Here is a 14,601-nt window from a genome sequence, read left to right as displayed (position 1 = left end):
TATTCGCTGACGATTGTTGAACAATCACGAGGCGTTGAGTATGAACAGCGGACTGTCCCTGGCCGACCACATCACATTGGAGTTACGCGCTGACATCATCGGCGGTCGTTTGCTGCCCGGCATGGCGCTGGTGGAAAACGATCTGGTGTCGGCTTACAGCGCCTCGCGAAACACGATTCGCGAGGCGTTGCACCGTCTGGGGCAGGAAGGGTTGACCCGTTATGTCCGTAACAAAGGCGTGATAGTGCGCAGATTGGGGGCTGATGATGTGCGCGATCTGTTCAAGGTCCGTCGCACCCTGGAACTGCAAGCCATCAGCGCCAGTCAGCCGCTGCGTGATTATCAGTCCGACCGGATGCTTGAAGCCCTGGAGGCCACCGAGCTGGCCCGGGAGCGTGAGGACTGGCGTGCCGTCGGCACCCACAGCCTGGCCTTTCACCAACACATCGTCGGATTGCTGCGCAGTCCATTGTTCGATGAGTTCTTCACCAACGTCGTCGCGCAATTGCGCCTGGTGTTTTGCACCGCTCCCGATGAATCACGTTTTCAGGCGCCCTGGCTGGCGCGTGACCGGCAGATACATGACTTGCTGGCCGACGGCGATAAGCGCGCGGCCGGCGATGCCATGAGCCTTTATCTCGACGACTCCGAACACCTCCTGTTGCAGATGCTTGCCCCTTCTTCCCATCACTGATTGAGGATTTGTGCCATGTACAAAGACTATCCGGCGGCTTATCAAGTCAGCAAAGGCTCGGCCTTGCAGGTGGACACGGCTTTTTACGAGAGAGTCCGGGACAAGAAAGAGGGTCGCACGCTGATCGAGCAGTTCGAAGTGCCGATCCGCACCGGCCGTGCCTGGAATGTGCCGGCGGGGCATGTGTTCAGGGTCACGACCCCGGTCGGCCCCCAAGTCGGGGACTTCAATGTCTGGAACGCCCACGACCCGCGCGAACGCTTGTGGGCTGCGCGGACCCGGCAGTTGCAAGGGGCGCATGTCAGCACCCATGACCGGCTCTGGTCGAACCTGCCTTTCTTACGGCCGCTGGTGACCATTACCGACGATAGCCTGGCCGGGTACGGCATCGATGAACATGGCGGGCGTTTGCACGACTTGCTGGGGACGCGCTGCGATCCGTATGTGAACAAAATGCTCACCGGCGAGGATTTCCATCATCACTGCCACTCGAATTTGACTCGCGCTGTGTTACCCCATGGCCTGACCGAGTTCGATGTGCATGATGTGCTGAACATTTTCCAGTGCACCGGCCTGAATCACGATGACATGTACTTTATGAAAGCTTGTCCGGCAAAACAGGGTGATTACCTGGAGTTCTTTGCCGAGATTGATTTGCTGTGCGCGCTGTCGACGTGTCCGGGTGGGGATTTGTCCCTGGCCATGTGGGGGCCGGATGCGCAGGATCCGCTGAGTGTGTGTCGGCCGCTGGGGGTGGAGATTTATCGGTTGGAGGAGTCGTTGCTTGAAGGCTGGAGCCAGCCGGAGCGTGCGGCGTACAAAGGGCTGCATGGCTTGCACATCGCCAAGGCCGATTGGGAGCAATAGAACCGTTTTTGTGGCGAGGGGGCTTGCCACAATGCCTGTCAGTTAAGGCGCGGAACCTGTGGGAGCGGCGGTGCGACGATTCGACTTGCTCGCGAAGACGTCAGCACAGTCAACATTGATGTCGCCTGACACACCGCTTTCGCGAGCAAGCCCGCTCCCACATGGATTGCGCTTAACTGACAGGCATTGCGGCTAGCCTCCCACAATTTCGGTCAGCGGTCCTGCGCATCCTTGGCATCCGCTTCTGCATTGCGTTCGGCGACGCGTTTACGTTGCTCTTCGGTCAATTCGACCTTGTTGGCGGTGTCGCGCAGCATCATCAATCCGCCAACGATTGAGCCGATGGCAACGATCAGAATCAACCAGGCATACCAGGGCATAGGGCTCTCCTTGAGGGCAGGCCGATTGGCGGGTTTCGCCGACCGATCGTGCATACCACTTTGAGCGATTAATTTTCGCAGTGGTTCCATTCTATGCCTGATATGCCGTAGACGCCGTACATCCTTGCAGGCGCGGTGTGTGAAGTCAGAGCCCGGTCAACATCGCATCCGCCGGTGCATCGGCCCGCAACTGCGCGGTGAGCATGAAGTATACGAAACCTACTGCCATGAAGCCGAGGAAGATCAACCCGATCAAGGTGTTGAACCAGGCCATCGCCACCAGGCAAACCACCGCCAGCACCAGTGCAATGAATGGCACCAATGGATAGCAGGGCGCGCGGAAGGTGCGTTCCAGGTTCGGTTCGGTTTTGCGCAGTTTGAACAGGCTGAGCATGCTCATGATGTACATCACGATCGCACCGAATACCGCCATGGTGATCATCGCCGCTGTCAGCGTCATGCCGCCGAGGTTGATCAAACCGTCGCTGTAGATCGCCGCGATGCCGATTACGCCACCGGCGATGATCGCCCGGTGCGGGGTCTGGAAGCGCGACAGTTTGGCCAGGGATGCCGGCAGGTAACCGGCCCGGGCGAGGGCGAAGAACTGCCGCGAGTAGCCGAGGATGATCCCATGGAAACTCGCCACCAGGCCGAACAGGCCGATCCACACCAGCATGTGCAACCAGCCGGAGCTTTCGCCGACCACGGCTTTCATGGCTTGCGGCAGCGGATCGTTGATGTTCGACAGGGTGCGCCAGTCGCCGACGCCGCCGGCAAAGAACATCACACCCATGGCCAGCAGCACCAGGGTCAGGATGCCGCTGATGTAGGCTTTGGGAATCGTGCGTTTAGGGTCCTTGGCTTCTTCGGCAGCCATGGCTGCACCTTCGATGGCCAGGAAGAACCAGATGGCAAACGGAATGGCCGCGAACATGCCGGCAATCGCTGGCGCACCGAACACATCAGAACCGGCCCAGCCGTTGAGGGCGAAATTACTGAAGCTGAACGCCGGGGCGACCACGCCCATGAACACCAGCAACTCGGCGACCGCCAATACGCAGACCACCAGTTCGAAGGTCGCGGCGAGTTTCACGCCGAGGATGTTCAGGCCCATGAACACGATGTAGGCACCGACCGCCGCGTGTTTCGGGTCGAGGGCCGGAAACTGCACGTTCAGATAGGCACCGATCGCCAGGGCAATCGCTGGTGGGGCGAAGACGAATTCAATCAGGGTCGCCAGTCCGGCAATCAATCCGCCCTTTTCGCCAAAGGCGCGGCGGCTGTAGGCAAAAGGACCGCCGGCATGGGGAATGGCGGTGGTCAGTTCGGTGAAACTGAAGATGAAACAGGTGTACATCGTGGCGACCATGAACGAGGTCACCAGGAAACCAAGTGTCCCGGCAACGCCCCAGCCGTAACTCCAGCCGAAGTACTCACCGGAAATCACCAGCCCGACCGCGATACCCCACAGGTGCAGCGTGCCCAGCGTGGGTTTGAGTTGTGTGTTCATGCGTTGCTCCCTGAACGGTTTGGAAAAGCTCGGGGAGGGCGTGTGCAGTGGGCGTGCCATTTTGCAGGTGGGCGTCGTAAAGCTCTGAAAGTTGTCGTATCGGGGATGTTCGCCGCTGGATGAGTGCTTTTTGTGCGCCAGTTGGGGGCGTTGTTGCCTGTTCTGCCGTCTTCGCGAGCAAGCCCGCTCCCACATTTGGAATGCGTTTACCCACACAACTCCGATCCCTGTGGGAGCGGGCTTGCTCGCGAAGAGGCCCGCCCGAACACCACTGCAACCCCGGCATAAACCTACTATTTACGCATTCTTTATGCCCCGCCCCACCCCTCGATCTCGCGCCTTTACAGCCTCCCTGCAGACAATCACTCCACACGCGGCAATACGCCGTAACACGGAGAACTTCCATGAGCGTTCTGGACGGAGTGTCACTGCTATTGGCAGTGGGGCTGTTCATTTATCTGTTGGTTGCGCTATTGCGCGCGGACCGGAACTAGGAGCGGCTATGCACAGTTATGACTATTGGCTGATCCTCGCCTTCTTCGCCGTGGTGCTGATCCCGGCACCGTTTCTGGGGCGCTTCTACTACAAGGTGATGGAAGGGCAGCGCACTTGGCTTTCGCCGATTCTCGGGCCGGTGGAGCGTGGTTGCTATCGAGTGGCCGGCGTTGATCCGCAGGTCGAACAGAGTTGGCAGAAATACACCCTGGCCTTGCTCGCCTTCAACCTCGCGGGTTTTTTGCTGCTGTTTGCGATCCTGGTGTTTCAGGATCACTTGCCGCTGAATCCGCAAAACCTGCCGGGTCAGGAGTGGACGCAAGCCTTCAACACCGCCGTCAGCTTCATGACCAACACCAACTGGCAGTCCTACAGCGGCGAAGCGACCCTCAGCTACCTGAGTCAGATGGTCGGCCTCACCGTGCAGAACTTCGTCAGCGCCGCCACCGGCCTCGCTGTGTTAGTCGCGCTATGTCGCGGCATCGGTCGCAAGTCCACCAAGACCCTGGGCAATTTCTGGGTCGACATGACCCGCGCCACCCTCTATGGCCTGCTGCCGTTGTGCCTGCTGCTGGCGCTGTTTCTGGTCTGGCAGGGCGTGCCACAAACCTTCGCTCATTACGTGAATGCCGTGACCATGCAAGGCGTCGATCAGGTGATCCCGCTCGGCCCGGCTGCCAGCCAGATTGCGATCAAGCAACTGGGCACCAATGGCGGTGGTTTCTTCGGCGTCAACTCGGCGCATCCGTTCGAGAACCCGACAGCCTGGAGCAACCTGTTCGAAGTCTCCTCGATTATTCTGATCCCGGTGGCGCTGGTGTTCACCTTCGGCCATTACGTGAAAGACCTGCGTCAGAGCCGCGCGATCATCGCCTGCATGCTGGCGCTGTTTTTGATCGGCGGTGCGACATCGCTGTGGGCTGAATACCAACCCAACCCGACTCTGGCCAACGTCGCCGTTGAACAAACCGCGCCGCTGGAAGGCAAGGAAGCGCGCTTCGGCACCACCGCCACCGTGCTGTGGTCGGTGACCACCACTGCGGCGTCGAACGGTTCGGTCAACGGCATGCACGACAGCCTCAACCCGCTGAGCGGGATGGTCGCGATGATCAACATGATGGTCGGCGAAGTGATCTTCGGCGGCGTCGGAGCCGGGCTCTACGGCATGTTGCTCAACGTACTGATCGCGGTGTTCCTCGCCGGACTGATGATCGGCCGCACTCCGGAATACCTCGGCAAGAAACTGCAAGCCCGGGAAGTTCAGTTGCTGGTGGTGACCTTGCTGGTGATGCCGGTCGGCGTGCTGGTGCTCGGCGCAATTGCCGCCAGCCTGCCAGGCCCGGTCGCGGCGGTGACTAACCCCGGTGCTCACGGTTTCAGCCAGTTGCTTTATGCCTACACCTCGGCCAGTGCCAACAACGGTTCGGCGTTTGCTGGATTTGGGGCGAACACCGCATTCCACAACCTGATGTTGGGCTTCGGCATGTTGATTGGGCGCTTCGGTTACATCCTCCCGGTTCTGGCCCTGGCTGGCAGCCTGGCGATGAAGAAAACCGCCCCGATTGGCCAGAACAGCTTCCCGACTCACGGCCCGCTGTTCGTGACCCTGTTGACCGTGACCATTTTGCTGGTGGGTGGCCTGACCTTTCTGCCGTCACTGGCGCTGGGTCCTATCGCTGAACACCTGAGCCTGGGCTTCTAAGGAGTCAATGATGAATATGCCCGCAACTAAAGCCGCTGCCGTCAAGGCGCCGGAACAACCAAAAACCGCGATCTCGGCCCTCTGGCGTCCAGCGCTGGTGCAAGCGTTCGTCAAGCTCGACCCACGGCAATTGCAGCGCGCGCCGGTGATGCTGGTGGTCGAACTGACCGCGATTCTGACCACTGTGCTGTGTTTCATTCCCGACAACGCCGTGCCGACTTTCGTCGCCGCGCAAATCGCGTTATGGCTGTGGTTCACCGTGTTGTTCGCCAACTTCGCCGAAGCGCTGGCTGAAGGTCGCGGCAAGGCCCGTGCCGACAGCCTCAAGGCCGGCAGTGAAGGCTTGAGTGCCCGGCGCAAAAACGCCAATGGCAGCTTTCAGGTGGTGCCGGCCACCAGCCTGCGCAAGGACGATGTGGTGCGCGTCGAAGCGGGGGAGATGATTCCCGGTGACGGCGAGGTGATCGAAGGTATCGCGGCGGTCAACGAAGCGGCGATTACCGGTGAATCGGCGCCAGTGATTCGTGAGTCCGGCGGCGATCGCTCGGCCGTCACCGGCAATACCCGACTGGTGTCCGACTGGCTGCTGGTGCGCATCACCGCCAACCCCGGCGAGTCGACTCTCGACCGCATGATTGCGCTGGTCGAAGGCGCCAAACGCCAGAAGACCCCAAACGAAGTGGCGTTGGATATCCTGCTGATCGGCTTGACCCTGATCTTCCTGCTGGTGGTGGTGACCCTGCAACCGTTCGCCCACTTCGCCAACGGCAGCCTGCCGCTGGTGTTTCTGGTGGCGTTATTGGTCACGCTGATTCCGACCACCATCGGCGGTTTGTTGTCGGCCATCGGTATCGCCGGGATGGACCGTCTGGTGCGTCTGAACGTGATCGCCAAGTCCGGCCGCGCCGTGGAAGCGGCGGGGGACGTGCACGTCCTGCTGCTGGACAAGACTGGCACCATCACCTTCGGCAACCGTCGCTGCTCCGCGGTCTATGCCGCGCCTGGCGTCACCGCCAAAGAGCTGGCCGAAGGCGCGTTGTTTGCCTCCCTGGCCGATGACACCGCTGAAGGCAAATCCATCGTCGAGTACCTGCGCGGTCTTCACCCGCAACCCGAGCCGTCCGCTGACGTATTGACCGCCGTGCCGTTCAGCGCTGAAACCCGCCTGTCTGGTGTCGACTATCAGGGCCGGGTCTATCGCAAAGGCGCGGTGGATTCGCTGCTGACCTTCGTCGACCTGAAACGCGCCGATCTGGCCGCGCCTCTGTCGCGGGAAATCGACAAGATTGCTCAGAGTGGCGGTACGCCGTTGCTGGTCTGCGTTGACGGAAAATTGCTCGGTGTCATCCACCTCAAGGACGTGGTCAAGCCTGGCATCCGCGAGCGTTTCGCCGAGCTGCGCAAGCTGGGGATTCGCACGGTCATGGTCACGGGCGACAACCCTCTGACCGCTGCTGCGATTGCCGCTGAAGCAGGCGTGGATGACGTGCTAGCCGAAGCCACACCGGAGAAAAAACTGGCGCGCATTCGTCATGAACAGAACGACGGTCGCCTGGTCGCCATGTGCGGCGACGGTGCCAACGACGCCCCGGCCCTGGCCCAGGCGGACGTCGGCATGGCGATGAACGATGGTACGCAAGCTGCGCGTGAGGCGGCGAACATGGTCGACCTCGACAGCGATCCGACCAAGCTGTTGGACGTGGTGCAAATCGGCAAGGAGTTGTTGGTGACCCGCGGTGCGCTGACGACCTTTTCCATCGCCAACGACGTGGCCAAGTACTTCGCAATCTTGCCGGCGCTATTTGCCTCGATCTACCCGCAACTGGGTGTGCTCAACGTCATGCACCTGAGCAGTCCGCAGAGCGCGATTCTGTCGGCGATTGTGTTCAACGCCTTGATCATTGTGGTGCTGATTCCGCTGGCGCTGCGCGGTGTGCGGGTGCAGGCGGTGAGCGCGGCGGCGTTATTGCGGCGCAATCTGCTGATCTATGGACTGGGTGGATTACTGGTGCCGTTCGTGGGTATCAAGGCGATCGACATGTTGTTGACGGCGTTGCATCTGGTTTGACGGTTGATCTGAGTGTGCGGGCTTTTTGTGGTGAGGGGGCTTGCCCCCGTTGGGTTGCGCAGCAGCCCCAAAACCTAAAACCTCATTTCTTCAGACATACCGCATGCATCGGGCTGGCGACTGCTTCGCAGCCGAACGGGGGCAACCCCCCTCGCCACAAAAGCCCCTTTGCCACAGGGCTGAGCAGTAGCTTCCAGACCTGAGTTTTTTATCGAATCGAGGATTTTGAAATGTCCACACTAATACGTCCGGCCCTGAGCCTGCTGATGCTGATGACCCTGATCACCGGCGTCGCTTACCCCTTGGTGGTCACCGGTGTCGCCCAGGTCGCCTTCCCGGACCAGGCCAATGGCAGCCTGGTGCGTGACGCCGACGGCAAGGTCCGCGGTTCGTCGTTGATTGCCCAGGATTTCGTCGGCGACGCCTGGTTCCACCCACGGCCATCGGCCGGTGCCTTTGCCACCGTGTCGAGCAGCGCCAGTAACTTCTCGCCCAGCAATCCGGCGCTGGCCACTCGGGTTATCGATGAGGCCAATAAATTGCAGGTGCCAGGGCAAGGTCCGGTGCCGTTGGCCATGCTGACCACCTCCGGCAGCGGGCTCGATCCGCACTTGCCACCGGCGGCGATTGCCTATCAACTGGCGCGTGTCGCGGCGGCGCGTAATCTGCCGGTGTCTACGCTTGAGCAATTAATGGACGCGCACATCGAGCAGCCGCTGGTGGGGCCGCCGGTGGTGAATGTGTTGGCGCTGAATAGGGCGCTGGAAAAACTGTAGATCGGTGGTGGCGCCATTCGCGAGCAAGCCCGCTCCCACATTAGATCTGTGAACGCTGAAGATCCCTTGTGGGAGCGGCGGTGCGGCGATCCGACTTGCTCGCGAAGGCGGCTGAACAATCACCACATCAACATCTGAAAAAAGAGATCCCCAAGCATGAGCAACTCCGGCCGCGCCGACGCGCTGTTAGCAGACCTGCCCCGCGATGGCCGTGGCCGGCTCAAGGTGTTCCTTGGCGCAGCCCCGGGGGTCGGCAAGACCTACGCCATGCTGCAAGCTGCCCACACTCAACTGCGCCAGGGCGTGAAAGTCATGGCCGGGGTGGTCGAAACCCATGGTCGCGCCGAAACCGAAGCGCTGTTGGCTGGCTTGCCGCAGCAGCCGTTGGTGCGCTCGGAATACCGCGGCGTGATGCTCGAAGAAATGGACCTCGACGGTCTGATCAAAGCCAAACCGAAGCTGGTGCTGGTGGACGAACTGGCCCACAGCAATGCCCCCGGCAGTCGTCACACCAAACGCTGGCAAGACATCCAGGAATTGCTGGCCGCCGGCATCGACGTGTTCACCACGGTCAACGTCCAGCATCTGGAAAGTCTCAACGATCAGGTACGTGGCATCACTGGCGTACAGGTGCGCGAAACCCTGCCGGACTGGGTGTTGCAAGAAGCCTACGAACTGCTGCTGATTGACCTGCCGCCGCGTGAGTTGCTGGAGCGTCTGCGCGACGGCAAGGTCTACGTGCCGGAGCAGGCGCGGGCGGCCATCGATGCGTTCTTCACTCAGACCAACCTCACCGCCCTGCGTGAACTGGCGATGCAAACCGCAGCCGCTCAGGTCGATAACGATCTGGCCCAGGGTTATCGCCAGTTGGGGCAGGCCGCACCGGCCGTGCGCGGTCGTTTGCTGGTGGGCGTCGACGGCGATGCTCAGGCCGAGCGCTTGGTGCGCCACGCCAGTCGTGTCGCCCAGCGCCGGCATCTGCCGTGGAGCCTGGTGCATGTGGACAATGGCCGTGTGCGCGACGAGCAATCGCGCCTGCGCCTGCAAAGTGCTCAACAACTGGCTGAGCGCCTCGGTGGCGAAGTGGTGTTGCTGCGCGCCGGTGAGGTGGCGAAAACGTTGATCCAGCACGCCGCTGAACGACGCGCCAGCCTGGTGTTGGTGGGCCAGTCACGCCAGCGTTTGCGTCGACGGTTGTTCGGCGGCGGTCTGGCGTCACGTTTGCTGCGTAATGCTCGTGGGCTGGAAATCAACGTGCTCGACAGCGATCAGGAACAGCATCAGCCGCGCCAACGCTCGGCGCAATCGCTGGTCTGGTTCGACTACGCCTTGGCGCTGGTGGCGACAGTGCTCGCCAGTGCCCTGGCCTGGGCGGTGGAGAGCCTCTTGCCGCTGCCCAACATTTCGCTGGTGTTCCTCGCGGCGGTGTTGCTGGTGGCGGTGCGCAGCAGCCTTGGCCCGGCATTGTCCTGCGCGGCGCTGTCGTTTCTGACCTATGACTTTCTGTTCATTCCGCCGAATTTCTCTTTCAGCATCCAGCGTGAAGAGGATGTGCTGACCTTGCTGTTTTTCCTGCTGATGGCGGCCCTCACCGGCAACCTGGCGGCTCGGCAACGGCGGCAATTGCAGGCCTTGCGCGACACCCAGGAAGAAACCAGCGAATTGCTCGACCTGTCGCGCAAACTCACCGCCGCCACCGACCGTCAGGCCGTGGTCAGCGCTGCGGCGCAGCACCTCAACGGCTGGACCGACCTGAAACTGTGTCTGCTCAATCGCGATGGCCAGAGCGGTTGGAAAGTTGAAACCGGCGGGCCGCTGGAGTTCTCCGAAGCCGAGCGCGCCGCCGCCGATTGGGCCTGGCAGCATGACCAACCGGCTGGCGCAGGCACCGGCACTTTGCCGTTCGGGCGCTGGTGGTGGTGGCCGTTGTCGGTGGACGATGGGCCGCTGGCCCTGCTCGGCGTGTGTGCCAAAGAAGGTCAGACCCTGAGCGGCCAGCGTCGGCGTTTGCTGACCGCACTGAGTCAACCGCTGGCCCAGGCGTTGGCCCGTGCACAACTGGCCGATGACCTTGAGGCGGCGCGCTTGCATGGTGAAACCGAGCAACTGCGCAGCGCACTGCTGGCCTCGGTGTCCCACGATTTGCGCACGCCACTGACTTCCATGCGCGGTAGCATCGACAGCCTGCTGGCGCTTGGCGAGGCGATTCCGCTGGAGGACCGTCGCGAACTGCTTGAAGGCACCCGCGATGAAGCCGAACGGCTGGATCGCTACATTCAAAACCTGCTGGACATGACTCGCCTCGGTCATGGCGCCTTGAAGCTGGCGCGGGATTGGGTGTCGCCGGCAGACATCGTCGGCAGTTCGCTCAATCGTCTGCGTGCGGTGCTGGCGTCATTGCAAGTCATTACCGAAGTGCCGGCCGAGCTGCCGCTGCTCTATGTGCATGCTGCGTTGATCGAGCAAGCGCTGGTCAACGTATTGGAAAACGCTGCGCGTTTCTCACCGCCTCGCGGGCGACTGGAATTGCGTGCCGGGACCACTGACAGCGAGCTGTTTTTTTCGGTGAGCGATGAGGGGCCGGGGATTCCGGAAGAGGAACGGGCGAAAGTTTTCGACATGTTCTACACCGCCGCTCGCGGCGATCGCGGCGGGCAGGGCACCGGTCTGGGACTGGCGATCTGTCAGGGCATGGTCGGTGCCCATGGCGGGCGGATCAGCGTCGCCGACGGCATTGAAGGCCGCGGCACCTGCATCACGCTGCACCTGCCGTTGCAGACTCAGCCGGGATTGGACAGTGAAGCCTGATCTCGTCTGCGCTACTCTCTTGCCACTTCTTTGTGTTGATGTGAATTCATGAGCCAGACCTCGACCATTTTGGTCATCGACGACGAACCGCAGATCCGCAAATTCCTGCGCATCAGCCTCGCCTCTCAAGGCTACAAAGTGCTGGAGGCCGGCACCGGCACGGACGGCTTGGCCCAAGCCGCGCTGAACAAGCCCGACCTGCTGGTGCTTGATCTCGGCCTCCCGGACATGGACGGCCAGCAGGTGCTGCGCGAGTTTCGCGAGTGGTCGACGGTGCCGGTACTGGTGCTGTCGGTGCGCGCCAGCGAAGGGCAGAAAGTAAAAGCCCTGGATGGCGGCGCCAACGACTACGTGACCAAGCCGTTCGGCATCCAGGAATTTCTGGCCCGAGTGCGCGCGTTGCTGCGTCAGGCGCCGACCGGTGAGGCCCAGGAAGCGGCGCTCAGTTTCGGTCCGCTCACCGTGGACCTGGCTTATCGCCGAGTGCTATTGGACGGTATCGAAGTGGCGCTGACGCGCAAGGAATATGCGGTACTCGCGCAACTGGCGCGGCATCCGGGGCGGGTCATCACCCAGCAGCAATTGCTCAAGGATATTTGGGGGCCGACCCACACCGAAGACAGCCACTATCTGCGGATAGTGGTGGGGCACCTGCGGCAGAAACTGGCGGATGATCCGACTCAGCCACGGTTCATCGTCACCGAAGCGGGGGTGGGGTATCGGCTTTTGAGTGAGGACAGCCTTTAGTCCTGTATTGATTGATCTGACGCTTTCGCGAGCAAGCCCGCTCCCACATTGGTTCGGTGATGAGCACAAACTATGTGAACACTGAAGATCCACTGTGGGAGCGGGCTTGCTCGCGAAGGCGCCGGATCAGTCACCGCCCATCTTCATTTCGTTCATTCTCATACCGATCCAGCGTATCCCGAGCAATCTCACGCCCCAGCGCGATCAATTCCGGCGCCTTGTAGAACTCGAAAAACCGGCACACCCGCTTAGGCACATTGATCAGGATATCCGGCGGATACCCGGCAATCTTGTATTGCGCCAATGACGTCTGCATCACCTCGAAACTCTGGTTGATCAGGTCCAGCAGGGACGCCGGCCCGACGTTGTCGATGATGAACGACCCGGTGGCGGATTTCGGTGCGCCGTTGCTTTCCGGGGCGGCCGCCGGTTGCTGGCCTTCGGGCGCGGCGGATTCGATCCACGGATTAATCTCGGCCGCTTCCGCCATCAACGCTTCCTTCTCCAGCAGCAGCAATTGTTCGGCCTGTTTGCGGCGGAAGGGCAATTTCGAGCCCAGCGAGTTGATCAGGCTGTCGAAGCGGGTCTTGAACGCGGCCGGGCGCTGGATCACCGGCAGTTGATAGTGACGCTGGTTGGTGGAGTTGAGGTTGACCGCGATGATCAGGTCGCAATGGCTCGACACCACCGGCACGATCGGCAACGGGTTGAGGATACCGCCGTCCACCAGCATTCGATTGCCCTGCATCACCGGCGTGAACAGGCTGGGGATCGCCGCCGAGGCACGCATGGCCTGGTGCAGGCAGCCTTCCTGGAACCAGATTTCCTGCTGGTTGGTCAGGTCCGTGGCCACGGCCGTGTAGGGAATGCGCAAGTCTTCGATGTTGATTTCGCCGACGATCTTGCGGATCTGCCCGAAGACCTTTTCCCCGCGAATCGCGCCCAGGCGGAAGCTGACGTCCACCAGACGCAAGACGTCGAGGTAATCCAGGCTCTCGATCCAGTCGCGATAATCCTTGAGTTTACCGGCGGCATAGATCCCGCCGACCACCGCGCCCATGGAGCAACCGGCGATACAGGCGATGTCGTAGCCGCGCCGTTCGATCTCTTCAATGACGCCGATATGGGCGTAGCCCCGGGCGCCACCCGAGCCCAACACCAGTGCGACACGCTTTTTCATGAATCGACCTCTCTGACAAGGTTCAACAATGCACCTATCGAGGGGCAAGCTTCAATCGCTATGGTCGTTTGGCGAGGCCAGTGCGTCGTTTTTTGACACTCTGGGAAGGCGAATGGGTATTCTCGCGGGCGCTGTGATTTCCACGGCGGGTTTCCACTGCGGCCCAAGGCACTTTTCACGTGCCAGACCGTCTTACGTGCATGCATGTTTACCTATCTTTGAGGTGTGAGTGATGAAAGTCTGGATCTGTGTGCCGTTGATTGCCCTGGCACTCGCCGGTTGTGCCGGTAAAACCGCTTACCGTGACAGCTGCGGTAGCCAGCTCGATGCCGCCTGGCATGAACTGGACCTGGCCAAGGTCGAGGGCTTTGCCGGGACCGTCAGCTACTCCAAGGCGCTGTCGTTGCTGACCGGTGCCAAGACCCAGCAACAATTCGAAGCCTATGAGGGTTGTACCAAGAAGGCCGAGAAGGCGCGCTTCTACATTCGTGAGTCTCGCGCCGGCCGCTGAAGCATGCTATAGCCAATGGGGGAATTTGATTCAGGGAGCAAGCGATGTCTGCCTTGGTTGATCGGTTGGTGGCTCGTGTTCTGAGCCTGGACGTTCGCCTGCTCGCCTGTCAGGCACGCTTGAGTGCCCGCACCGACTCTGAAGCGCTGCACGATCTACGCACCACCGTGCGGCGTTTGCGCAGCCTGCTGAGGCCCTTGCGCGGTTTACCCGGGGTCGAGCAACTGGAAGCGGCGGCATCCCGGGTCGGTGACCTGACCACGCCGTTGCGCGATCGCGAAGTGCTGGCGGCGTACTTGCTCGAGCACGATCAACCCGAGGCCGCGCATCGGCGCATGGTGCGGATGGACGAGGCTTATCCCCTCGTCGCGGCGAGCCCGGAAGTGGCGCAGATGCTGATGATCCTCGACGCTTTTCCGCGTTTCCTGCGGGCTTCCCAGCGTCAGGGCTTGCTCAAGGGCTTGCGCAAGCGCATCGAAAAACGCTTGGGCAAACAATGGAAGAAACTCGATCAGGCCCTGCATGACCCCGCCCATGACCGCCATCGCCTGCGCCTGCTGATCAAGCGCGTGCGCTATGGCATCGAAGCCTACCCCGAACTGGATCGCTTGCCGGAAGCGGCCCTGCCCAGCCTGAAATCGGCGCAGGCTGCTTTGGGTGATTGGCACGACAGCTGGCAGTGGCTGGACCGTGCCAAAGAAGAGCCCGATTTGCAGCCCTGTGTCGCAGTCTGGAAAACCACCTTGGCCAAGGCCGAAGCGCGCGCCGACCGCGTCCTCGACAAATTCAGCGCCGCCTGCTTCAAATCCTGAAACCACCAAAGATCAAATGTGGGAGCGGGCTTGCTCGCGAAGAGGGCATGA

At 61.4% G+C, this 14,601-nt stretch carries 13 protein-coding genes; 10 read left to right on the top strand and 3 right to left on the bottom strand.

The window, feature by feature from the left end; genetic code table 11:
- Positions 1-40: 40 nt before the first annotated feature.
- Positions 41-694, top strand: coding sequence for a GntR family transcriptional regulator (locus AB7M29_RS26335; protein ID WP_454248345.1), 654 nt, complete (start codon positions 41-43; stop codon positions 692-694).
- A 15-nt stretch (positions 695-709) separates the two neighbouring features.
- Entirely contained in the window at positions 710-1,561 is an 852-nt protein-coding gene (locus AB7M29_RS26330; RefSeq protein WP_217854095.1) for an urea carboxylase-associated family protein, read from the top strand.
- Positions 1,562-1,773: 212 nt separating this feature from the next.
- Here the strand turns inward: AB7M29_RS26330 and AB7M29_RS26325 are convergent, their stop codons facing one another.
- Positions 1,774-1,941, bottom strand: a complete 168-nt coding sequence (locus tag AB7M29_RS26325) for a DUF2897 family protein (RefSeq protein ID WP_008006000.1) — start codon at positions 1,939-1,941, stop codon at positions 1,774-1,776.
- Positions 1,942-2,086: 145 nt separating this feature from the next.
- On the bottom strand, positions 2,087-3,451 hold the full coding sequence (eat, locus tag AB7M29_RS26320; RefSeq protein WP_008006002.1) for an ethanolamine permease: 1,365 nt from the start codon (positions 3,449-3,451) through the stop codon (positions 2,087-2,089).
- Positions 3,452-3,855: 404 nt separating this feature from the next.
- Between eat and kdpF the strand changes: the two genes are divergently transcribed.
- The 6 genes from kdpF to AB7M29_RS26290 all read left to right on the top strand — a co-directional run bounded on the left by kdpF (position 3,856) and on the right by AB7M29_RS26290 (position 12,047).
- On the top strand, positions 3,856-3,945 hold the full coding sequence (kdpF, locus tag AB7M29_RS26315) for a K(+)-transporting ATPase subunit F (RefSeq protein ID WP_007899818.1): 90 nt from the start codon (positions 3,856-3,858) through the stop codon (positions 3,943-3,945).
- 8 nt (positions 3,946-3,953) lie between these two features.
- The gene (gene kdpA / locus AB7M29_RS26310) at positions 3,954-5,648 is read left to right on the top strand and encodes a potassium-transporting ATPase subunit KdpA (protein WP_454248344.1); all 1,695 of its coding nucleotides are present in this window, start codon (positions 3,954-3,956) and stop codon (positions 5,646-5,648) included.
- Positions 5,649-5,658: 10 nt separating this feature from the next.
- Positions 5,659-7,716, top strand: coding sequence for a potassium-transporting ATPase subunit KdpB (gene kdpB, locus AB7M29_RS26305; protein ID WP_454248343.1), 2,058 nt, complete (start codon positions 5,659-5,661; stop codon positions 7,714-7,716).
- Between the two features lie 230 nt (positions 7,717-7,946).
- Positions 7,947-8,492, top strand: coding sequence for a potassium-transporting ATPase subunit KdpC (gene kdpC / locus AB7M29_RS26300; RefSeq protein WP_454248342.1), 546 nt, complete (start codon positions 7,947-7,949; stop codon positions 8,490-8,492).
- Positions 8,493-8,648: 156 nt separating this feature from the next.
- Positions 8,649-11,300 (top strand): DUF4118 domain-containing protein, encoded by a 2,652-nt coding sequence (locus AB7M29_RS26295; protein ID WP_454248341.1) that lies wholly within the window; start codon positions 8,649-8,651, stop codon positions 11,298-11,300.
- Positions 11,301-11,348: 48 nt separating this feature from the next.
- Complete coding sequence (locus tag AB7M29_RS26290) at positions 11,349-12,047, top strand: response regulator (protein WP_454248340.1); 699 nt, start codon at positions 11,349-11,351, stop codon at positions 12,045-12,047.
- Between the two features lie 130 nt (positions 12,048-12,177).
- Here the strand turns inward: AB7M29_RS26290 and AB7M29_RS26285 are convergent, their stop codons facing one another.
- On the bottom strand, positions 12,178-13,227 hold the full coding sequence (locus AB7M29_RS26285; protein WP_454248339.1) for a patatin-like phospholipase family protein: 1,050 nt from the start codon (positions 13,225-13,227) through the stop codon (positions 12,178-12,180).
- A 232-nt stretch (positions 13,228-13,459) separates the two neighbouring features.
- On the opposite strand from AB7M29_RS26285, the gene AB7M29_RS26280 reads away from it, so the two are divergent.
- Positions 13,460-13,738 (top strand): hypothetical protein, encoded by a 279-nt coding sequence (locus tag AB7M29_RS26280; protein WP_052964059.1) that lies wholly within the window; start codon positions 13,460-13,462, stop codon positions 13,736-13,738.
- A gap of 44 nt (positions 13,739-13,782) precedes the next feature.
- Entirely contained in the window at positions 13,783-14,550 is a 768-nt protein-coding gene (locus AB7M29_RS26275; protein WP_217854088.1) for a CHAD domain-containing protein, read from the top strand.
- Positions 14,551-14,601 lie beyond the last annotated feature (51 nt).

This window comes from Pseudomonas sp. F-14 TE3623, assembly GCF_053629015.1.
This window is presented reverse-complemented; position numbering and strand designations above follow the sequence as displayed.